The sequence below is a fragment of the Ancylobacter oerskovii genome, assembly GCF_018390555.1.
Classification (GTDB): domain Bacteria; phylum Pseudomonadota; class Alphaproteobacteria; order Rhizobiales; family Xanthobacteraceae; genus Ancylobacter; species Ancylobacter oerskovii.
In genome coordinates this window covers 61866-82015 of sequence record NZ_JAHBGB010000006.1, presented here as the reverse complement: position 1 = coordinate 82015, position 20150 = coordinate 61866, and the positions used below count along the sequence as shown (strand labels likewise).

17 protein-coding genes are annotated in these 20150 nt (G+C 66.6%); 4 read left to right on the top strand and 13 right to left on the bottom strand.

Going from position 1 to position 20150, the window contains the following annotated elements; all coding sequences use genetic code 11:
- The first annotated feature begins 1 nt into the window (after nucleotide 1).
- Genes KHC19_RS05665 through KHC19_RS05650 form a run of 4 tightly spaced genes read left to right on the top strand, consistent with a single transcriptional unit; the run spans nucleotide 2 to nucleotide 4610 of the window.
- Entirely contained in the window at nucleotides 2–1918 is a 1917-nt protein-coding gene (locus tag KHC19_RS05665) for an ABC transporter substrate-binding protein (RefSeq protein ID WP_213351352.1), read from the top strand.
- A 3-nt stretch (nucleotides 1919–1921) separates the two neighbouring features.
- Nucleotides 1922–2920 (top strand): ABC transporter permease, encoded by a 999-nt coding sequence (locus tag KHC19_RS05660; protein ID WP_213351351.1) that lies wholly within the window; start codon nucleotides 1922–1924, stop codon nucleotides 2918–2920.
- The gene (locus KHC19_RS05655; RefSeq protein ID WP_213351350.1) at nucleotides 2917–4098 is read left to right on the top strand and encodes an ABC transporter permease; all 1182 of its coding nucleotides are present in this window, start codon (nucleotides 2917–2919) and stop codon (nucleotides 4096–4098) included. Before KHC19_RS05660 ends, KHC19_RS05655 begins: the two co-directional genes overlap by 4 nt.
- An 11-nt stretch (nucleotides 4099–4109) precedes the next feature.
- Nucleotides 4110–4610, top strand: a complete 501-nt coding sequence (locus KHC19_RS05650) for a class I SAM-dependent methyltransferase (RefSeq protein WP_213351348.1) — start codon at nucleotides 4110–4112, stop codon at nucleotides 4608–4610.
- Between the two features lie 12 nt (nucleotides 4611–4622).
- On the opposite strand, the gene KHC19_RS05645 is transcribed toward KHC19_RS05650, so the two are convergent.
- The 13 genes from KHC19_RS05645 to KHC19_RS05585 form a co-directional block, all read right to left on the bottom strand.
- Nucleotides 4623–6542 (bottom strand): glycosyltransferase, encoded by a 1920-nt coding sequence (locus KHC19_RS05645; protein ID WP_213351346.1) that lies wholly within the window; start codon nucleotides 6540–6542, stop codon nucleotides 4623–4625.
- A 2-nt stretch (nucleotides 6543–6544) separates the two neighbouring features.
- The gene (locus tag KHC19_RS05640) at nucleotides 6545–7681 is read right to left on the bottom strand and encodes a glycosyltransferase family 4 protein (RefSeq protein ID WP_213351344.1); all 1137 of its coding nucleotides are present in this window, start codon (nucleotides 7679–7681) and stop codon (nucleotides 6545–6547) included.
- Complete coding sequence (locus KHC19_RS05635) at nucleotides 7678–8991, bottom strand: glycosyltransferase family 4 protein (RefSeq protein ID WP_213351342.1); 1314 nt, start codon at nucleotides 8989–8991, stop codon at nucleotides 7678–7680. The genes KHC19_RS05640 and KHC19_RS05635 overlap by 4 nt, the downstream gene beginning before the upstream one ends.
- A gap of 3 nt (nucleotides 8992–8994) precedes the next feature.
- Nucleotides 8995–10275 carry a glycosyltransferase family protein gene (locus KHC19_RS05630; RefSeq protein WP_213351340.1) on the bottom strand — a complete coding sequence of 427 codons (1281 nt, stop codon included), beginning with the start codon at nucleotides 10273–10275 and terminating at the stop codon, nucleotides 8995–8997.
- A gap of 246 nt (nucleotides 10276–10521) precedes the next feature.
- Nucleotides 10522–11346, bottom strand: coding sequence for a nucleoside triphosphate pyrophosphohydrolase (gene mazG / locus KHC19_RS05625; protein ID WP_213351339.1), 825 nt, complete (start codon nucleotides 11344–11346; stop codon nucleotides 10522–10524).
- Nucleotides 11347–11446: 100 nt separating this feature from the next.
- Nucleotides 11447–12256 (bottom strand): MBL fold metallo-hydrolase, encoded by an 810-nt coding sequence (locus KHC19_RS05620; protein WP_213351338.1) that lies wholly within the window; start codon nucleotides 12254–12256, stop codon nucleotides 11447–11449.
- 18 nt (nucleotides 12257–12274) lie between these two features.
- Nucleotides 12275–13048 carry a TatD family hydrolase gene (locus KHC19_RS05615; protein WP_213351337.1) on the bottom strand — a complete coding sequence of 258 codons (774 nt, stop codon included), beginning with the start codon at nucleotides 13046–13048 and terminating at the stop codon, nucleotides 12275–12277.
- Complete coding sequence (gene metG / locus KHC19_RS05610) at nucleotides 13048–14601, bottom strand: methionine--tRNA ligase (protein WP_213351335.1); 1554 nt, start codon at nucleotides 14599–14601, stop codon at nucleotides 13048–13050. The genes KHC19_RS05615 and metG overlap by 1 nt, the downstream gene beginning before the upstream one ends.
- A gap of 58 nt (nucleotides 14602–14659) precedes the next feature.
- Nucleotides 14660–15697, bottom strand: coding sequence for a DNA polymerase III subunit delta' (locus tag KHC19_RS05605; RefSeq protein ID WP_213351333.1), 1038 nt, complete (start codon nucleotides 15695–15697; stop codon nucleotides 14660–14662).
- On the bottom strand, nucleotides 15694–16410 hold the full coding sequence (gene tmk / locus KHC19_RS05600) for a dTMP kinase (protein WP_213351332.1): 717 nt from the start codon (nucleotides 16408–16410) through the stop codon (nucleotides 15694–15696). The genes KHC19_RS05605 and tmk overlap by 4 nt, the downstream gene beginning before the upstream one ends.
- Nucleotides 16394–17659, bottom strand: a complete 1266-nt coding sequence (locus KHC19_RS05595; RefSeq protein WP_213351330.1) for a D-alanyl-D-alanine carboxypeptidase family protein — start codon at nucleotides 17657–17659, stop codon at nucleotides 16394–16396. Before KHC19_RS05595 ends, tmk begins: the two co-directional genes overlap by 17 nt.
- Nucleotides 17660–17754: 95 nt before the next feature.
- Nucleotides 17755–18939 (bottom strand): septal ring lytic transglycosylase RlpA family protein, encoded by a 1185-nt coding sequence (locus KHC19_RS05590; RefSeq protein ID WP_213351328.1) that lies wholly within the window; start codon nucleotides 18937–18939, stop codon nucleotides 17755–17757.
- A 426-nt stretch (nucleotides 18940–19365) separates the two neighbouring features.
- Nucleotides 19366–20043 (bottom strand): L,D-transpeptidase, encoded by a 678-nt coding sequence (locus KHC19_RS05585; protein WP_213351326.1) that lies wholly within the window; start codon nucleotides 20041–20043, stop codon nucleotides 19366–19368.
- Nucleotides 20044–20150: the final 107 nt, after the last annotated feature.

Sequence of the window (20150 nt, the reverse complement as noted above, 5' to 3'; positions counted from 1 at the left end):
CATGCGCCGGATCACGTTACTGGCACTCACCCTGCTGCTGGCCGCCGGCCCGGCGCTCGCCGCGCCCGGCGGGCGCTATCCGCCGGAACCGCCGCTGCTGCGCACCGAGGTCGACATCAACCAGATACCGGCCATGGCGGACCGGCTGCCGGATTCGCCCCGGGTGATCGACGTCGCCGGCATGGGCCGCGAGCCGGGGCGCTATGGCGGCACCATGCGCATGCTGATGGGCGACCAGCGCGATATCCGCGCCATCAGCATCTACGGCTACACGCGGCTGGTGGTGTTCGACACCGCCGGCAGGATCGTCCCCGACCTGCTGGAGAAGGTCGATGTGGAGGAGGGCCGCATCTTCACCCTGCATCTGCGCAAGGGGCACAAATGGTCGGATGGCTGGCCCTTTACCAGCGAGGACTTCCGCTACTGGTGGGAGGACATGGCCAATAACGACCGGCTCAGCCCGGGCGGGCCGCCCAATGTCCAGCTTTATGTCGATGGCGAGATCGCCCGGTTCGAGGTCGTCGACGAGACGACGGTGCGCTTCACCTGGAGCAAGCCCAATCCGTCCTTCCTGCCGGCGCTCGCCGGGGCGCAGCCGCTGGAGATCTACGCGCCGGCGCATTATCTGCGCATGTTCCACCAGCGCTATGCCGATCCCATCCGGCTGGGGGCGCTGATCCGGCAGGAGCGGGTGAAGGACTGGGGCGCGCTGCACGACCGCATGGCGCGTTCCTACCGGCCGGAGAACCCGGAACTGCCGATGCTCGGGCCCTGGATCCCGCGCACCAAGCCGCCGGCGGAATTCTTCGTCTTCGACCGCAACCCCTATTTCCACCGTATCGACGAGCGCGGCTGGCAGTTGCCCTATATCGATCGCGTCACCATCGCCATCGGCACCTCCTCGCTCATCCCGGCCAAGGTCGGCGCCGGCGGGTCCGATTTGCAGGCCCGCTATCTGCGCTTCGACAACTACACCTTCCTCAAGGAGGGGGAGCAGCGCGGCAACTACACGGTGCGGCTGTGGGAGCGTGGGGAGGGGGCCTATGTCGCGGTGTTCCCCAATCTCAACGTGCAGGATCCCGGCTGGCGCGCCGTGCTGCGCGACGTGAACGTCCGGCGGGCGCTGTCCGTCGCCATCAACCGGCGCGACATCAACCAGGTCATCTTCTTCGGCCTCGCCCATGAGGGCGCCAACACCATCATTCCCGGCAGCTCGCTCTACGATTCCAAATACGATACCGCCTGGGCGCAATACGACCCGGCGCTCGCCAACAAGCTGCTCGACGCCGCCGGACTGTCGAAGCGCGACGACGACGGCATCCGCCTGCTGCCGGACGGCCGGCGCGCCGAGATCACCATCCAGACGGCGGGCAACAGCACGGAGGAGACCGACATCCTCGAGCTCGTCGCCTATGATTGGGAGAAGGTCGGCATCAAGCTGTTCGTGCGGGCGACGCAGACCGACCTGCTCCGGCGCAGCGTCAGCTCCGGCAACGCCATGATGTCGGTGTGGCCCGGCATCGACAATGCCATTCCCGGGCCCGACATGGCGCCGGATGGCCTGGCACCGTCGAATTCCATGCAGTTCCAGTGGCCGCAATGGGGCCAGCACGTCGAAACCAGCGGCCAGATGGGCGAGAAGCCCGATCTGCCGGCGGCGCAGGAACTGATCGACCTGCAGAAGCGCTGGCGGCAGTCGGTCACCACGGAGGAGCGGCGCGCCATCTGGCAGCGCATGCTGGAGATCAATGCCGACGAGGTGTTCACCATCGGCATCGTCAATCGCGCCTCGCAGCCGGTCGTCGTCTCCAATCGCCTGAAGAACGTGCCGGAGGTCGGCATCTACAGTTTCGAGCCCGGCGCCTATTTCGGCGTGTACCTGCCCGACACCTTCTGGTTCGACGACGCAAAGGACTAGGCGATGCTGCGCTACATAGCCCGTCGCATCCTGATCATGATCCCGACGCTGCTGATCACCAGCGCGTTGATCTTCACGGTGATGCAGCTGCCGCCCAGCGACTATTTCGAGACCTACGTGGCCGAGATGGCGGCGCAGGGCGAGCATGCCGACATGAGCCGCGTCGAATTCCTCAAGAGGGAATACGGCTTCGACAAGCCGTTGATCGAACGCTATTTCCTCTGGGTCACCGGCTTCGTCCAGGGGGATTTCGGCTACTCGTTCGAATATGAGATGCCGGTCAGCGACGTGGTCGGCGAACGCCTCGCTTTGACCGTGCTGGTGTCGTTCTGCACCATCCTGATGACCTGGATCATCGCCTTCCCGATCGGCATCTATTCGGCGACGCATCAATATAGCTGGGCGGATTACGGGCTCACCTTCATCGGCCTCATCGGTATCGCGGTGCCGCACTTCCTGCTGGCGCTGATCTTCATGTACTTCGCCAATGTGTGGTTCGGCCTGTCCATCGGCGGGCTGATGGACCCGATCTATTTCAACCAGCCGATGAGCTGGGCCAAGGCGCAGTCGATCCTCGCCCATCTGTGGATCCCGGTGCTCATCATCGGCGCCGGCGGCACCGGCAGCATGGTGCGCGCCATCCGCGCCAACCTCCTGGACGAGTTGCAGAAGCAGTATTACGTCACCGCCAAGGCCAAGGGCCTGCCGCCCGGCAAGGCGCTGGTGAAGTACCCGCTGCGCATGTCGCTCAACTTCTTCGTCTCGCATATCGGCGACGTGCTGCCGTCCATCGTCTCCGGCTCGGAGCTCACCGCGGTCGTGCTGTCGTTGCAGACCACCGGCCCGCTGCTGCTGCGCGCGTTGCAGAGCCAGGACATGTATCTGGCCGGCTCGTTCCTGCTGTTCCTGTCCTGCCTCACGGTGATCGGCGTGCTGATCTCCGACATCCTGCTCGGCTTCCTCGATCCGCGCATCCGCCTGCAGGGGGGGCGCACGAAATGAACCAACCGGTTGCCTTGCCGCCCTCCGGCACGCCGCTACCCCACTACGTGGCCGGAGGCGCGTTCGATCCCTACCAGGCCGACAAGCTCACCAAGGCGCAGGAGCGGGTCTACCTCGCCTCGCAGCTGACGCTGATGTGGTGGAAGTTCCGCAAGCACCGGCTGGCGGTCGCCTCGGGCGTCTTCCTGATACTGCTCTATGGCTCGATCCTCATCAGCGAGTTCCTGGCGCCCTATAATTATCAGGTCCGCCACACCGATTTCATCCGCACGCCGCCGCAGAGCGTCCATTTCTTCCATGAGGGGCAGTTCGTCGGGCCGTTCACCTACGGGCTGACCTCGACGCTCGACATGACCAGCCTGAAGCGCAACTACGCGGAGAACACGCAGCAGATCTTCCCGGTCCGCTTCTTCTGCCGCGGCGACGGCTACCGGTTCTGGGGCCTGTTCGAGGGCAATCTCCATCTCGTCTGCCCGGGGGAGGGCGGCACGCTGTTCCTGCTCGGTACCGACAGGCTGGGCCGCGACATGCTCTCGCGCATCATCTACGGCGCGCGCATCTCGCTCACCATCGGGCTCATCGGCATCGCCGTCAGCTTCACGCTGGGCATCGTGATCGGCGGCCTCGCCGGCTATTATGGCGGGCTGTTCGACCTGCTGGTGCAGCGGACCATCGAGGTGGTGCAGTCGCTGCCGACCATCCCGCTGTGGCTGGCGCTCTCCGCCATCATGCCGCCGAGCTGGAGCCCGATCCTGGTCTATTTCGGCATCACCGTGATCCTCGGGCTGATGGACTGGACCGGGCTGGCGCGCGCCGTCCGCTCCAAGCTGCTGTCGCTGCGCGAGGACGATTACGTCGTCGCGGCGCAACTGATGGGGGCGGGCACGCCGCGCGTCGTGTTCCGCCACCTCGTGCCGGGCTTCCTGAGCCATCTCATCGCCTCGGCCACCATCGCCATTCCCAGCATGATCCTCGGCGAGACCGCGCTCAGCTTCCTCGGCCTCGGCCTGCGTCCGCCGATCACCAGCTGGGGGGTGATGCTGAACGAGGCGCAGAACATCAACATCGTCGTGCTCTATCCCTGGCTCATCCTGCCGGTGGTGCCGGTGATCGCGGTGATCCTCGCCTTCAATTTCCTGGGCGACGGGCTGCGCGACGCGGCCGATCCCTATCGATAGGCAAGCCGCACATGACCGGCCTGTCCCGTCTGGAGAAGACGCTGCTTCGCCTGCAGTCACAGCAAGCCTGCCTGGCCTGGGCTTTCGAACGCATCGTACACCGCACCGGCCCGGTCATAGAGCTCGGTCTCGGTCTCGGCCGCACCTTCGACCACCTGCGCAAGCACCTGCCGGGACGCGACATCTACGTCTTCGATCGGGTCAACGGCGCCTATGCGGAATGCCAGCCCGATCCTCGCTTCCTCATCCTCGGGGAAATCGAGGAAACCCTGCCCCGATTGCGGGAGCGCCTTGCCGGCCGGGTGGTGCTCGCGAACTCGGATCTCGGCTCCTTCGACCGGGAATCGAACCGCCGTGTCGCCGGATTGGCCAGCGACCTTCTGCCCCCGTTCATGGCACCGGGCGGCATCGTCATGTCGGATTTACCGTTGAATCTCAAAGATTTCGACGAAGTGCCGGTGCCGGACGGCGCCTCTCCCGACCGCTATTACCTGTATCGGCGCCAGGACTGAGCGGCAGCGGATTCACCGCTCCGCCACCAGTTCGCGGATACTCACGAAGTGCACCACGCCTGACGCCAGCAACCGGTAGACGAGTTCGTCGAGGAAGCGCTCGATCCACCCGTCATGCACCAGATGATGGGTCAGCAGCCCGATCGGCTCCAACATGCCGGGCTCCGCCGCCAGTTCCTGCTCCATCAGCAGGACCAGCCGGTCCAACAATTCCGCCTCGTCGACGAGCCCCCCGCCGCTCCGCCACGCAATCGGATCGAGATGGGTATTGATCTGCAGCAGTTTCGGGACAGCACAATGCTGCTTCCGCCGCTGATAGGTCGACAGCGCGATATAGCCGGCATCGGGCAGGGCGCTCACCAGTTCCGGCGTCACGCGGTTCCACGGCGGCACGAAGACCGGAACGGCTTTGTCGCCGAACAGGTCCGTCACCCGCTCCAAGCCTTGCCGCGCCTGGGTCGCCATGTCGGAGACCGGCCGGTGGGCGCCGAACTCCGCCTTCTTCTCGCCGACGGACGCGTGATTGCCGTGCTTCCAGCCGTGAACCAGCACGTCTACCCGATCGAGCCTTTCGACATGGCGCGCGAGTTCCGACGTCGTGCTTGCCGGTATGGTCGCCAATGCAACGGGAATGTTGCGTGCGACCGCCCGACCGAGCAGGCGGTCCAATGCCGGGCTTGGCGCGACGGCATCGTCGTCGCGCCACCAGAAGCGAAACGTCCGCTGCATTGCCTCGCCGCGCCGCAGAATCGCATCGAGCCGGTCAAGGCCCGTTGAGCGCGCCGCAGCCTGTCCGGCGAACGTATCGATCCACCGCACCGCCCGCGTGGCGCCGTCGCGAGCGATGCCGGACCAGTCCGGGCGAGGCTCCGCCAGCAAGGTGGAAGCGGCGTGCGCCAGGCGATTTCCATCGATCTCCGATGTCGGGATGACCCGGGCAAGGCCACGCCGCTCCAGTTCCACGGCGCGCAGCGTCTGCTCGCGCTCGCCCCCTTCGGCGAAGGGCACCAGCAAGGAGCGAACCCCTGCCGCCGCCAGATCGAGCACCGTGTTGTAGCCGGCTTGGCTGATCGACAACGCCGCCCGGCGCAACAGCAGCGGAAAGTCCGGGCGCGCTCGTTCCACGATCAGATTGGAAGGAGCCGAGGCCACCAGATCGGTGAAATCCGGCTCCGCGACGCCATGGCCGATCAAGAGCCGCCAGCGATGCTCCGGCAATTCGGCCGCGGCCAGCAGGGTAGCGCGGGCCAGTGGCAGGCCCGCAGTCGACCCTCCGCCGGAAACCACGATCTCGTCACACCCGTCCCGTCCATCGTTCTCGATGAATCGATTGTTGTCATGAAGATAGCCAGAATTTCTTACACGTCGGATGAGTGCATCCACCACCGGCCACGATGCCGAAAGCGGGACAACCTCACTGTCGCCATGGAACAGGATTCCATCATAGCTGGCCGCCAGTCGGGCCTGGGCGCGCTCGGCCTTTTCCGGCCGTGAAGGCGGGTTGAGCACATCGCGGATGGAACACAAGATGGCCGGCCGTGGGTGCTGGGCGAGCGCGCATTGCAGGACGGCCTCGAATTCGTCGCTCAGGCTGCGGCGGCCGAATGGATAAAGCTCGGTGATCAGCACCTCCGGCCGGGCTCGTTCGAAAGCCTCGACCAATGCCTCGACACGTCGCGCGCGATAGGCCTCGTCGACTGGCCGGCCATCCGGCATCAGCAATGTGCCGAAATCCGCGCCGACGCAGTGGAGGGGAGGGAGTTGCACCAGTTCGCACCCATCCATCTGAACCGTGAGGTTCGGTCGCCCTCCCGATGCGAGGACCACCCGCCATCCTTCCGCGACCAATGCGCGACCGAGCGCCGCCATCCGCGCCAGATGGCCGACGCCCAGCAAATGAGTCACGACGATGAAAGCCGTGCGGTCGGTCACGATCAAGCTCCGGGCGAGGAGGCCGGCAAGGCGATACCTGCCAAATGGAAGGCCCGGGCAACGCTGTCGGAAGCGGCAGCAAGGTCGCGCTCGGCGGCGATGAAGCGCGACGCAGCCGTCGCCATCGAGGCTCGGCCAGCGGGATCGTCGATGAGAGCACCGATAGCGGTTGCCAGGGCGGCGATGTCTCCCGGTGGCGTGAGCCGGCCGGTAACGTCGTCACATATGACGTCGGGGATACCGCCATAGCCGGCCGCGACGCAAGGCAGGCCGTGTGCCTGGGCCTCCAGGTAAACCGCCCCGAACGCTTCGTTCACGCCCGGCCAGACGAACAGATCGGCATCGGCCAACAGACGACCGAGTGCCGGGCGCTCGACGATGGCTCCGGGGAAACTCACGCGGTTCCCGAAGCTGGCGAAAAGCGCCTCCACGGCCTCACGGGCAGGCCCGTCCCCCACCACGGTGAGGTGCCAGGAACGATCGCCAAGGAGAGACAGCGCGTCCGACAATTGGCGGAAGGAAGCCAGCTTGTCGCCCTCACGCATCATCGCCACGGTGATCAAGCTGGTGATGCCGCGAGGGGCGGGGGCGGGGCGGGGCATGCCGGCCAGAGGCCATTCGCCGAGATCGAGAAAGGGGCGCAGGTCGACGATGCGCTGCTGTGGCGGGCGCATTGCCTCCAGCGCCGCTCTATCGTGACGGGTCGGCGTCAATATGAGGCGGGCATGGTCGATGGCCGCCTCGCTGAGCCTGTGTCCCTCGGCATAGGGACCTGTCGCCCGCTTCGATGCGCGCGAGGCCTCGGCGATGACATAGGGGACTCCGAGGGCAGCGGCGAGGGTAGGGCCGATGAGGTCCGGCGCCTTGTAGTAGACGTGATAGGTGAAGACACAGGCGATCGGCCCGCTGGCTGCCACTGGCGCAGCCAGGATGCGCCGGAGCTCGCCGCGCGCCTCCTCCTGCACATCGCTCCACGCTCCCGGAGACGGCTGCCTGACGAGGGTCCGCAGGCGGGACGCCAGTTCCACCTCATAGCCCAGCCGCCCGAGCAGCTTCAGGAACAGGCGCGCGACCGTGCGCTCGCCCGATGGCACCGGATGATCCGGCGGCTTGAGCGGCGCCAGGAACAGGATCTTCATGGCCGGGGGCGGGACAGCGCCAGCGGCCTCATCAACTCGTCCAGCCGTGCGATACCTGCTTCGAAGGAGAAAGCCGCCCGCAACCGCTCATAGGCGGCCAGCCCCAGGCGCTGCCGCTCCCCGGGAGAGGAAATCAGCGCGGCAAGTGCCGCGGCGAGCTCTTCGGGTGCTTTGGGGGGGACCAGAACGCCATTGACGCCGTTTTCGATGAATTCCGGCACGCCGGCGAAATCGGTGGAAATGGCGGGCAAGGCCTGCGTCGCGGCTTCCATGAGCACGTTGGGCAGACCATCGCGGTCGCCATCGCCGGCCGGCCGGCTGGGCAGCACGAAGAGATCCGCCTGCCGCATGGCCTCGACAACCGCACCCTGTGCCTGGCTGCCGCGCCATTCTATGCGCTCGGCAAGGCCGAGTTCGGCCGCCTGCGCCTTCAGCGCATCGAGAAGCTCGCCACCGCCGATATGAACCAGCCGCCAATGCAGGGCAGGGGGCAGGCGGGCCAGAGCGGCGAGGAGATCGTCGAACCCCTTCTTCTCAACGGCACGGCCAACCGCCAGCAGCCGCACCGGCCGCGCGGCATCGTGCCCGTCCTCTGCGGCGCGGCTGGCGGGCGGTGCCGGAAAGCGGGCCAGGTCGAGACCGTGATAGACCAGCTCAAGCCGGTCGCGGGTACCGGTCTCGGCCACGCGCTGCAGTTCCGACCAACCGTCGCGGGTACAGGTCACGCCCCATTCTGCGGCGGCGATCTTCTCGCGACGCTCCCATTCCGGGGTGGTCCAGATGTCCTTGGCGTGCGCGGAAAACGAAAAGGACCGCCCAGTCAGCAGGGCCGCATAGCGTGTGACCGAGGCCGGCGTGTGCAGGAAATGCACATGCAGATGCTTGATGGCGGGATCGACCTCCCGCGCCAGCACGAGCGCCTGGCCGAGCCGCCGAACGCGGCTCGCGGAGAAGTCGCGCCCGAGGTCGCGCAGAAATACCGGCAGTACCGCCCGCCAATCCAGGCGCCGCAGAGCATGCGCCAAGGCGCGCATCACCCGGCGCGGATCGTCCTGCAGATATTCCGGCAGGTAGAACAGCCGGGCGGCGATCTCTTCGTGCATGGGATGGCGATAGCGATCGGTCGGCCGCCGCAGCGACCAGATGTCGAGGTTGTATCCAGCCCGCTCCAGCGCGAGAAGCTCTTGGGCGATGAAGGTTTCCGACAGGCGCGGATAGCCCTTGAGCACGATGGCCAGGCGAGGGGAGGCGGCATCCCCGTGCGAAATCTGCACCGATGCGGTGCCGCCTTCGCGTAAAGCGACCGTCATGCCTCAGACCCCGATCCCGATGGCGGGCTCACTGTCGTGGTCCGGCTTGCGAATGTGGGGATCCAGATGCTGGATGATTCGGTTCAGCCCATCCAGCAATCCGGGCATGGGCACGCTGGACGGGGAGGGCTGGTCGCACAGGCTCGTCAGCGCCGCCGCCATCTGCAGCGGGTCCCGGGACGACGCGCCATATTCCATCGGATCTTCGAGCATCCGCATCAGGCCGAGATCGGCGGCACGGGCGGCACGGATCGTCTGCTCGAGGCGCGGGCGTGCCCTCGGGACCAGCAATGCCGGCTTGTCGAACGACAGGATCTCGCAGAACGTGTTGTAGCCACCCATGCCGACCACTGCGGCGGCACGATTCATTAGGCGCTCGATCTTCGGGTCGAACACGATGGCATCGACCTTCGCGAGGCGTTCGATCCGCTCCAGGAAATGCCCCCGCTGCGTATTCGACAGGAAGGGCCCGAAGGCGATGACAGCCGGCAGGGGGATATAGGGGTCGGCCTCATAGGCGGAAATGACCCAGTCGATCAGCCCCGCACCATCGGCGCCACCGCCGGTGGTGACCAGGATGAACGGTTCCTTGGTCGCTCGCGGATAGCGCATGGTGGCGAGCCCGCCCGGCACCGAGCGGCGGAGATATCCGGTATAGACCAGACGGGAGCGAAGCTCGGCGGGCAGGGGTATGCCATCTAGCGGACGGTAGAACTGCTCGAGCCCATAGACGAGCACGTCGTCATAATGCTCCGTCAGCGCCCGGATCGCTCCCTTGTCGTGCCATTCGACGCGGATGGCCTCCGGCCCGTCCAGCACGTCGCGGATCCCCACCACGCGCCGCGTGCCCATATGGCCCATCAGCTTGAGCGTCGGCAGCAATTCGCCGCGGAAACCGGCGGGCTCCTTGTCCGCGATGAAGATGTCCGGGCGAAACGCTTCGGCGGTCTGGCGGATCAGCGCTTCGCGAATGGCCGTGACCTGCGGCAGGCCAAGGCGCAGATTGGCGCTCGCATATTCGCCGTCCTCGCTCTTGGCGACACTCGGCACATGGACGAAATCGATGCCAGGTGCGAAGTTGAAGCTGCCGGCGAGGGCGGAGCCGCAAATGATGAGCACCGACAGGTTTTCATGCGCGCCGACCAGAGCGTTGGCGATCGCGCGGGTACGCCGGATGTGGCCCAGCCCATAGGTGTCGTGGCTGTACATCAGAATGCGTGGCGTGGCCTTGCCCGGCCGGCCGGCCTCCGTGATCGCTGGCGCCGGCGTACGAGGAAATTCCATTAACCCATCCAATTGCGAACGTCCGCCAGGCTCGTGCCAGGCAGGGTTTCGCCCTGCGCCGTCTGCCGGGTGGCCAAGGAGGAAATCGTAGGGCCGAGACGTCCATTCTGTCGAGCCGACTTGAACGTGCCTAGCCGAGATTCGATCAAAAGTAGATGCTGGAATGCACGATCTTCCTCTTCCATATGTGACATTCCCACACGCGCCCGAGCAGCAGCGAGGCCCAAGCCATGGGCCAGCGAGCGGCTAGCCCAGCGACTTGGCCTCCTGCCACAACGTTTCCATCTCATCGAGGCTGGCATCTGCGGGACCTCGATCCCCTCGTGCCAGCGTGTCCTCGATATAGGCGAAGCGCCGGGTGAATTTTTCATTGGTGCCGCGCAGGGCCGCCTCGGCATCCACGCCGAGATGGCGCGCCAGATTCGCTACGGCGAACAGAAGATCGCCCACCTCGGTCGCCGCGGCGGCACGATTGTTCGCGGCGATCTCCGCCTCCACCTCCGCGATCTCCTCGCGTATCTTGGCCAGCACCGGCCCCGTATCCGGCCAGTCGAACCCCACCGTTGCAGCCTTCTGCTGCAGCTTCACCGCGCGTGTGAGGGCAGGGGCTCCGACCGGCACGCCAGAGAGCACCCGCCCATCGGCCTCCTCCGCTGGCAGGCCGCGCTGGGCGCGCCGCTCGGCCCGCAGGCGCTTTTCCTCCGCCTTGATGTCCGCCCAGGCCCGGTTGACCGCCGCGACGTCCCGGCCTTGCTCGGCGCCAAAGACATGCGGGTGCCGGCGGATCATCTTGGCGGTGATCGCCGTGACCACATCGCCGAAATCGAACAACCCGTCCTCGCGCGCTATCTGGGCGTGAAACACCACCTGGAGCAGCAGGTCGCCAAGCTCGTCGCACAGATCCTCGGGATCGTGACGTGCAATGGCGTCGGCGACCTCATAGGCCTCCTCGATGGTGTAGGGCGCGATGGAGGCGAAGTCCTGTTCGAGGTCCCAGGGGCAGCCGGTGCCAGGGGTACGCAGCGCCGTCATGATGTCGAGGAGGCGCTGAATGTCGCGGGAGGGCGTCACGATGGCGATGTCTCCTTGGATATTCCGACAAGTCGCAGAAGACATATTATGGAAAATATCTTCATATCAATCTGGGCGAGGCAACGGCCCCAACCTTCTGTCACGACGCCGATAAGGCTAGCTGCATGCCATCATAGGCGGGCACGACCCCAGCCGGCAATTCGGCGGCCAGCCTGCGGTAATCGAGATCGGTATGCAGATTGGTCAGCACCGCGCTCCGCGGCTTCACCCGCTCGATCCACCCCAGCGCCTCGCTTACCGAGAGATGCGTGGGATGCGGCGTGTAGCGCAGCGCATCGATGATCCAGGTGTCGAGCTGCTCGAGATAGGCCAGGCTCTCGGCAGGCAGGTCGTGCAGATCCGGGCAATAGGCGAGGTCGCCGAAGCGGAAGCCATAGGCGAGGATCGAGCCGTGGAACATGCGGAACGCCGTCGCCTCGATCGGTCCGCCCGGCCCGTCGATACGGATGGTGTCGCCGTGGCCGAAGCGGTGCTCGTCCAGGATCGGCGGATAGTCGCTGCCGGGCGGCGACTGGAAGCAATAGCTGAAGCGGTTGTTCAGGATCGCCGACGTCTCGGCGTCGAGAAACACGTTCATCCGCTTGCGGTGCAGGATGGTCAGAGGGCGCAGGTCGTCGATGCCATGAGTGTGGTCGGCATGCTCGTGGGTGAACAGCACGCCGTCGAGCCGGTCCACCTTGGCGTCGATCAATTGCTCACGCAGATCGGGGGAGGTGTCCACCAGCACCCGGGTGACGGGCCCGCCCTCCCCGTCGGAGCGTTCCACCAGCAGCGAGCAGCGCCGGCGCCGGTTGCGCGGCTCGGAGGGATCGCAGGCACCCCAGCCCTGTCCCACCCGCGGCACGCCGCCGGAGGAGCCGCAGCCAAGGATGGTGAACGTCAAGACCATGGCGCTGCCGGCTCGCTCTCAATGGGCGCGGGAGAACAGTCGGAAGAAGTTCTCGGTGGTCAACGCAGCGATGGCCTCGACCCCGAGGTTGCGCGTCTCGCCCAGTATACGCGCCGTCTCGACGACATAAGAAGGCTCGTTGCGCTTTCCGCGCCAGGGATTGGGCGCAAGATAGGGAGCATCCGTCTCGACCAGCAGCCTTTCGGCCGGCAAGGCGGCGGCGATCTCCCGCAGCGGCGCACCGCTCTTGAAGGTCAGAATGCCCGAGAAGGACACGTAGCCACCGATCGCCACGGCCCGGCGCGCAAGTTCGGCCCCGGCCGTAAAACAATGCAACACGAAGGAGAAAGCCCCCTTGGCGTATTCCTCCTCCAGCACCTGGGCGACGTCGGCATCCGCCTCACGGGCATGGATGACCAGCGGCAGCCCGGTTTCGCGCGCCGCCGCGATATGCAGGCGAAAGCCCGCCATCTGATCGTCGCGTGGAGCGGTGTCGTAGTGATAGTCGAGCCCGGCTTCGCCGATAGCCACCACCCTGGGATGATCGGCGGCGGCGAGAAGCTCGGGGAGGGTGACGTCGCGCTCCTCCCCGGCATTGTGCGGATGCGTCCCGACCGAGCAGAATACATCCTCGAAACGCTCGGCGATCGCCCTCACCTCGCCCGAGCGGCGCACCCGGGTGCCGATCGTGACCATCCGGCCGACGCCGGCCGCGCGCGCCCGCGCGACCACCGCGTCGATCTCGGAAGCGAAATCAGGGAAATCGAGATGGCAGTGGCTGTCGACGATCATCAGCCCGCAGACGCCTCAGGCTCGACATAGCGCGGGAATACCGGCGCGGGAGCGGGCAGGAGAGTGCCCGCCGCGAGACGCCCGCCCTCCCCCAGCGCCGCGAAGTCCCGGCGATCGCCGGGAACCGCGAGCAGATCCAGAAGCTTGGCTGCGCTATCGGGAATGAAGGGCTGGGCCAGCACGGCCACCTGGCGGATCACCTCGGCGGTCGTCCACAATACCGTACCGAAGCGTTCCGGCGCGCTCTTGCGCAGTTCCCACGGCGCGGAGGCGGCGAAATAGCGGTTGGCATCCGCCACCACCGTCCAGATCGCCGCCAGAGCATGATGGATCTGCTGCTCGTCCATGGCGTTGCGAGCCGCCGACAGCATGCCGTCGGCGCTGGCCAGCATGGTAGCGTCCTCCGGCGAGAGCATGCCACGCTCGGGCAGCACGCCGTCGAGATTCTTGGCGATCATCGACAGCGAGCGCTGGGCGAGGTTGCCGAGATCGTTGGCGAGATCGGCATTGGTGCGCGCGACGATAGCCTCGTGGCTGTAGGAGCCGTCCTGGCCGAACGGGATCTCGCGCAGCAGGAAATAGCGCAGTTGGTCGACGCCATAGGCCTGGGCGAGGTCGAAGGGGTCGATGACGTTGCCGACCGACTTCGACATCTTCTCCCCGCGATTGTGGATGAAGCCGTGCGCGAACACGCTCTTCGGCACCGGCAGGCCGGCCGACATCAGGAAGGCCGGCCAATAGACCGCGTGGAAGCGGATGATGTCCTTGCCGATGACGTGCAGGTCGGCCGGCCAGAAGCGCTTGAATGGCTCGCTGGAATCGTCCGGGAAGCCGACGCCGGTGATGTAGTTGGTCAGCGCATCGACCCACACATACATCACATGCTCGGCATCATCAGGCACCGGCACGCCCCAGGAGAAGGTGGTGCGGCTGATCGAGAGATCCTGCAGCCCGCCCTTCACGAAGCTCAGCACCTCGTTGCGCCGGCTGTCCGGGCGGATGAAATCCGGGTGCGCCTCGTAGAAGGCGAGCAGCTTCTCCTGATAGGCGGACAGCCGGAAGAAGTAGCTCTTCTCCTCGGTCCACTCCACCGGCGTGCCCTGCGGACCGAGCCGCACGCCGTCGGCGTTCACCGTGGTCTCGTCCTCGGCGTAGTAGGCTTCGTCCCGCACCGAATACCAGCCGGAATAGGCGCTCAGATAGATGTCGCCATTATCCGCCATGCGCCGCCAGATCGCCTGGCTGGCGGCGATATGGTCCGCGTCGGTTGTGCGGATGAAGCGGTCGTAGTCGACCCGCAGCAACTCGTCCATCGCCTTGAAGCGGTTTGAGTTTTTCGTCGCCCAGTCGAACGGCGTCAGCCCCTGCTTTTCCGCCGTCTGCGCCATCTTCAGCCCGTGCTCGTCGGTGCCGGTGAGGAAGAACACATCGTAGCCGTCCAGCTTCTTGAAGCGGGCGATGGCATCGGTGGCGATCTTCTCATAGGCATGGCCGATATGCGGCGCGCCGTTCGGGTAGTCGATGGCCGTGGTGATGTAGAAGGCGGGTTTCACGAGGCGTAATCCTGGCACGATCCTGCGGCAACCGGACCTCGCGGCCTGCCTTCGGCGGTCAGGGTTTCACCGCCTCGTGGAGCGACGCGAAGATGCGGAATACGAACGTCTTGCGATCGAGATTGTAGACATCCGCGTCGATCGCGGCGCGGCGAACCTTCTCCCACACCTCCGGCAGGCGTGCAAGGCGCACGCCGGGGCTTTGCACTCTCCCTGTCGCACGGTCGGAAATCCAGTTTTCAACCGCCGCCACGAAGCTCTCGATGCCGCCTTCGCGGTCGGCCTGCAGCTTGTCGCCGAGGCCGTGCAACGCCCTGGAATCGACATGCGGCAACTGTGCCAGAAGCTCGTTGGTGGCGCGCCGGACCGCTAGGCGGTCCGCGGAGAGGAGCGCGAGGGCCTCGCGCACGCTGCCATCGCTCGCCTCGGCCGCTTCGGCGAAGCGCTCGCGGGCAAGGTCCGGCATGTGGCCGGCAAGATGTTCCAGGGCCGCCATCACCCCATCCTGCGGCAGCGCGCGCAGCGTGAGCGAGCGGCATCGCGAGCGGATGGTCGGGAGCAGCCGGCCGGGGGCATGGCTGACCAGCAGGAACAGCGCGTTGTCCGGCGGCTCTTCCAGCGTCTTCAACAGGGCGTTGGCGCCCTGCGCGTTCATCTCGTCCAGCGTATCGACGACGCATACCCGCCAGCCGCCGGCGGCCGCTGTCGACCCGAAGAAGCTTCGCACCCGGCGCACCACCTCGGCGGGAATGGCGGTCGGCAGCTTGCCGGCGTCGTTGGGTACCCGGCGCAAGACGAGAAGGTCGGGATGCGAAAGCGCGGTCACCTGTCGCGAAACCGGATGATCGGCACCAATCTCCAGCGTACCGACGGGAGCCTTCCCACCGGAAAGAACAAAGCGCGCAAGACGATAGGCAAAGGTGGCCTTCCCGATGCCCTCCGGTCCGCCGATCAGCAGCGCATGCGGCAACCGGCCGGCATCCCAGGCTTCGCGAATGGCCGCCTCGACCTCGTCATGACCGATCAGCCAGTGATTGGCGCGCGGCGTCGGAGCGGCACCGAAGCGATCGGCCTCCAGGGCATTGGCCTCGCTCATAGCGACTTCCTCGCTCGGCTGCGTGCTGCGGGCGGCTTCAATCGCTCGCCGACCACCTGCCGGACATCGGCCGCGACCGCCTCTATGCCGCGACGGCCGTCGATCACGGCGCAGCGCTCCGGTTCCTGGCGCGCAAGCGCGAGAAACGCCTCGCGCAGATGCTGGTGAAAGCCGAGGCCTTCGCTCTCGAAGCGATCTGCACCCGCCCCGGAGCGGGCGGCGGCACGCCCCAGCCCCTCCTCCGCCGGCACGTCGAGGACGAGGGTGAGGTCCGGGCGCGTCTCGCCGACCGTCACCGTCTCGAGCTGCCGCAGCACGCCGATATCCACCTGTCCCAGCGCGCCCTGATAAACCCGCGTGGAGTCGGCGAAGCGATCGCAGATCACCCAGCAGCCGGCGGCCAGGGCGGGACGGATGGTGGCATCCAGATGATCGGCGCGGGCCGCGGCGAACAGGGTCGCTTCCGCAAGCGGCCCCAAAGGCTTGGCGGCACCCGACAGAATGACGTGACGCAGGATTTCCGCTCCCGGCGAGCCACCCGGTTCCCGGGTCGTGACCACTTCCAGCCCCCCCTGGCGCAGGTGCTCGGCGAGCAGGCGCACCTGCGTCGACTTGCCGGCGCCCTCCCCGCCCTCGAAGGTAATGAAGCGCCCCGGCACTGGAGAACGCGCCGTGCGCCGGCGCGGCGCACGCGACTTAAGTGGCTCGGGCATAAGCACTCTTCAGCTTGCTGAAACCTTGCCGGGCAAGGCCGACAACCAGTTCATAGGCCCCATCAAGCGCCCGTCGCCAGAGCGGCCCGCGCACGACATCCTCCGCCGCCACCAGCGGCACCTCGAGCGCCAGCTGGTCGCCCCGCATCACCCGCAGCCGGGCAAGCTCGGTACCCGCCGCTACCGGCGCGTCGATGGGGCCCTCATACAGGATGCGGGCATTGATCCTCTCCGCGCCGTTTCGCGGCACCAGAAGGCGGATCGCGGAGGTGCCGGCCAAGGGGACACCGCCACGTTCTCCGCCATAAAGCGCAGCCTCTCCAACGACTTGTCCCTTATCGAACAACAGCTTGGCCTCGAAGGCGCGGAACCCCCATTCGAACAGCTTACGGGCATCCTCGGCCCGCTCCTTGTCGCTCTTGGCCCCCAGGATCACCAGGATCAGGCGCTGGTCGTTCTGTATCGCCGACCCGACGAGATTGAACCCCGATTCCTTGAGATAGCCGGTCTGGAACCCATCGGCCCCGAGGCTCATGCCCAGCAGAGGGTTGCGATTGCTCTGACGAATCTTGTTCCAGAGGAAATCCGCTTCGGAATAGATCGTGTAAAATTGCGGGAACTGGCGAATGATATGGGTCGCCAACCTCATCATATCCCGAGCCGTCGTCAGTTGCGTCGGATCCGACAGCCCGCTTGCATTTGCGAAGACGGAGTCGGTCAATCCGATTTTCTTCGCCTCCTCGTTCATTTTCTGCGCAAAGGCGAGCTCGTTGCCCGCGATACCTTCCGCGAGAATGATGGTTGCATCGTTGCCGGAGGGAATGATCGCCCCGCGCAGCAGGTCCGACACCTTGATCGACGTGTTGATGCCGGCAAACATGGTGGCGCCGCCGGAGGGCGCACCGCCGTGCCGCCAGGCGTATTCGCTCACCTTATAGCTGGTGTCGAGCGTCAGCCGGCCTTCCGCAAGCTCTTGAAAAACAACGGCTGTCGTCATCATCTTGGCGATGCTGCCGGGCGCGACGCGCGTGTCGGCGCCACGTTCGAAGAGCACGGTACCGCTCTCGTAATCGACCAGAATCGCTTGCGGCGAGGCGATCACCGGCGGCTGGCTCTGCGCCTGGGCAGGGGAGCCGGAGAACGCCGCAACCAGGACGATGAGGTGTACGATGGGGCCGAAACGCAGGCCGAACTGACCGATCCGGCCGAGCCCGGCGGCGACAGACGATGACCGCTTGCCAGACGACATGCTCGACGACCCTCCGCGCATGCCGGAACAGTTACCAGCCGAACCCGGCGGGGGCAATCAGCCCCGCCGTCGGTCGCCGGTGGAAGGCGAACGGATCAGTAGAGACCCTGTCCGGTCGCCGCGCTGCCCTGCGAGGGGGAATAGCTCATCACCGGCTGCGCGCCCACCACCCAGCCCGAGGCGGCCAGCGCCTGCTGCTGGGTCGGCTGCGGCGCCATCTGGGCGACGGCGGCCGGCGCGGTGGCGGGCACCTGCCGGGCCGGAGCCGCCGGCCGGGGAGCCGGAGCGGTGGCCACCGCGGCGGGACGGGCGGGCGCGACCGGCTTGGCCGCCGGCTTCGGCGGCAGCGGCGCGAAGGCGACCTGCTGGGGAGCGGGAGCCGGCGGAGCGACCACGGCCGCCGCCTGCTGCGCCGGACGGGTGCTGACGCGCACCGGATTGACGGAATAGGCGCTCGCGACCCGCGACCCGGCGACCGGGGCCTCGGCGACGTCCTCGGCGCTCGGCTCGCCGAGCTCGAACGGACGGCTCGGCGGCAGCGGCACGTTGGCGGCGGCTACGCGAGTGGCCGGCGTGGCCATGCGGGTCGGCAGGGCGGAGCCGGCCGAGGCCAGCATGGTGGTCGGGACGACCTGCCGCCCATCCTGCCGCAGCGTGGAGGCGAGCTGCATGTCGTCGGACCCCTCGAGCGGGGCACGGCCGACATATTCGACCCGCACGCGGGCGGTGCCGGAGCGCTTGAAGCCGAGCAGGTCGGCGGCGCGCGAGGACACGTCGATGACGCGGTTGCCGTGATAGGGCCCGCGATCATTCACGCGCACCACCATCGAGCGGTTGTTGGAGAGGTTGGTGACCTTCACATAGCTCGGCATCGGCAGCGTCGGATGCGCCGCGGCGATGGAGTGCATGTCGAAGACTTCGCCATTGGCGGTCAGGCGGCCGTGGAAATCGTCGCCATACCAGGAGGCGAGACCCTCGGAGCGATACTTGCTGTTCTCGGAGGGCGTGTAGACGCGGCCGGCGACCGTGTAGGGCTTGCCGACGCGATAGGTGCCGCCACCCTTGGGAACCGGATCACCCGGCTTCACCACGCGCGGGCTGGCCGACACGCCATATTTGGGATCGATCTTGCTGGTGAGCTTGTTCTCACCCGTGCAGTTGGCGACCAGAAGGCCAGCCCCGACAAGAACCGCGACGCGGCAGACCCCCGAGAGGCCCGACGAACCAAACCGCGCTGTTTTTTTGCCGGCACCCCGACCCAGAGCCGCTTCCTGCCCCATGCACCCGACCGTTCCGTTGGCAATCGCCGCGACGCCGATTGAAGGCTGACGTCGAGAATACTGGCGGCTGCAAACCCACATTCGGGACATCGGGCCAGACACCCGATCCCCCACTCCTTATGCCACAGGAGGCTGCCCGAGTGCGGCGAAAATGCGGCGCACATTACAACGTGGTAAACAAACGGTAAGCTGACATTTCGGAAAGCCTTGCATTTTCAAGGCTCCACCTCCGCCGGCGGACAGGCTGGCGGCAAGATTGCGGCGGCATCCTGCCGCCACTCCCCGACATTTCCAACCGGGTTCCGCCATCCGTCCACAGGCGGGAGACGGCAGCCAGCAGGCTCCCCGGGGGGCCCCGAAAAGCAATGAGGCGGAGCGGGACCCCTGCCCCGCTCCGCCTCGATCCATCCTGACCGCTCGCCCGATTCAGGCGACGCCGGGCGACCCGGCCGGCAGCACCACGACGCGCGAACCGACAGGCACGCGGCGATAGAGATCGATGATGTCCTGGTTGAGCAGGCGGATGCAGCCGGAGGACACCATGGTGCCGATCGTATAGGGCTCGGTGGTGCCGTGCAGGCGATAGAGCGTGTCGCGGCCGTCCTTGTACAGATAGAGCGCGCGCGGGCCGAGCGGATTGGTCGGTCCGCCGGGCATGCCGCCGCGATAGGGGCCGTAGCGCTCCGGCTCGCGGGCGATCATGTTGGGGGTCGGCGTCCAGCGCGGCCACTGAGCCTTGCGGGCGATGGTCGCCTCGCCCTGGAAATTGAACCCTTCCTCCTTGCCGACGCCGACGCCGTAGCGGATCGCCCGGCCATTCTCGCGCACCAGATAGAGAAAGCGCCGATTGGGATCGACCACGAGGGTGCCGGCCGGATCGGCGCCCCGGAAGGCTACTTCCTGCCGGAGGAACTGCGGATCGATCTCGGAGATATCAATCGCCGGCACCGGGAAGGGCTCGCCTTCCACCGGGCCATACATCGCCGCCCAGCGCGGATCGACCACGGGGGTGGCGGCAGTCGGGGCCGGCAGGCGGCCCTGCGTCGCGCAACCGGCCAGAAACAGGGGGGCACCGATAAGCGCGGCACGACGGGTAAGCAGCATGATTCTCCACAGCCTCGACTGAACAATGGCGGCAGAAAGCCTCATGACGGAAATCATGTCCATATGGTATGATGTAATTGTGATCATAACTTTGGGATATGGCATTC

What these genes read in the sequence shown, in the direction of transcription:
- KHC19_RS05665 (WP_213351352.1), top strand. Translation starts at nt 2, where the DNA reads ATGCGCCGGATCACGTTACTGGCACTCACCCTGCTGCTGGCCGCCGGC.
- KHC19_RS05660 (WP_213351351.1), top strand. Translation starts at nt 1,922, where the DNA reads ATGCTGCGCTACATAGCCCGTCGCATCCTGATCATGATCCCGACGCTG.
- KHC19_RS05655 (WP_213351350.1), top strand. Translation starts at nt 2,917, where the DNA reads ATGAACCAACCGGTTGCCTTGCCGCCCTCCGGCACGCCGCTACCCCAC.
- KHC19_RS05650 (WP_213351348.1), top strand. Translation starts at nt 4,110, where the DNA reads ATGACCGGCCTGTCCCGTCTGGAGAAGACGCTGCTTCGCCTGCAGTCA.
- KHC19_RS05640 (WP_213351344.1), bottom strand. Translation starts at nt 7,681, where the DNA reads ATGAAGATCCTGTTCCTGGCGCCGCTCAAGCCGCCGGATCATCCGGTG.
- KHC19_RS05635 (WP_213351342.1), bottom strand. Translation starts at nt 8,991, where the DNA reads ATGACGGTCGCTTTACGCGAAGGCGGCACCGCATCGGTGCAGATTTCG.
- KHC19_RS05630 (WP_213351340.1), bottom strand. Translation starts at nt 10,275, where the DNA reads ATGGAATTTCCTCGTACGCCGGCGCCAGCGATCACGGAGGCCGGCCGG.
- KHC19_RS05620 (WP_213351338.1), bottom strand. Translation starts at nt 12,256, where the DNA reads ATGGTCTTGACGTTCACCATCCTTGGCTGCGGCTCCTCCGGCGGCGTG.
- KHC19_RS05615 (WP_213351337.1), bottom strand. Translation starts at nt 13,048, where the DNA reads ATGATCGTCGACAGCCACTGCCATCTCGATTTCCCTGATTTCGCTTCC.
- KHC19_RS05605 (WP_213351333.1), bottom strand. Translation starts at nt 15,697, where the DNA reads ATGAGCGAGGCCAATGCCCTGGAGGCCGATCGCTTCGGTGCCGCTCCG.
- tmk (WP_213351332.1), bottom strand. Translation starts at nt 16,410, where the DNA reads ATGCCCGAGCCACTTAAGTCGCGTGCGCCGCGCCGGCGCACGGCGCGT.
- KHC19_RS05595 (WP_213351330.1), bottom strand. Translation starts at nt 17,659, where the DNA reads ATGTCGTCTGGCAAGCGGTCATCGTCTGTCGCCGCCGGGCTCGGCCGG.
- KHC19_RS05590 (WP_213351328.1), bottom strand. Translation starts at nt 18,939, where the DNA reads ATGGGGCAGGAAGCGGCTCTGGGTCGGGGTGCCGGCAAAAAAACAGCG.
- KHC19_RS05585 (WP_213351326.1), bottom strand. Translation starts at nt 20,043, where the DNA reads ATGCTGCTTACCCGTCGTGCCGCGCTTATCGGTGCCCCCCTGTTTCTG.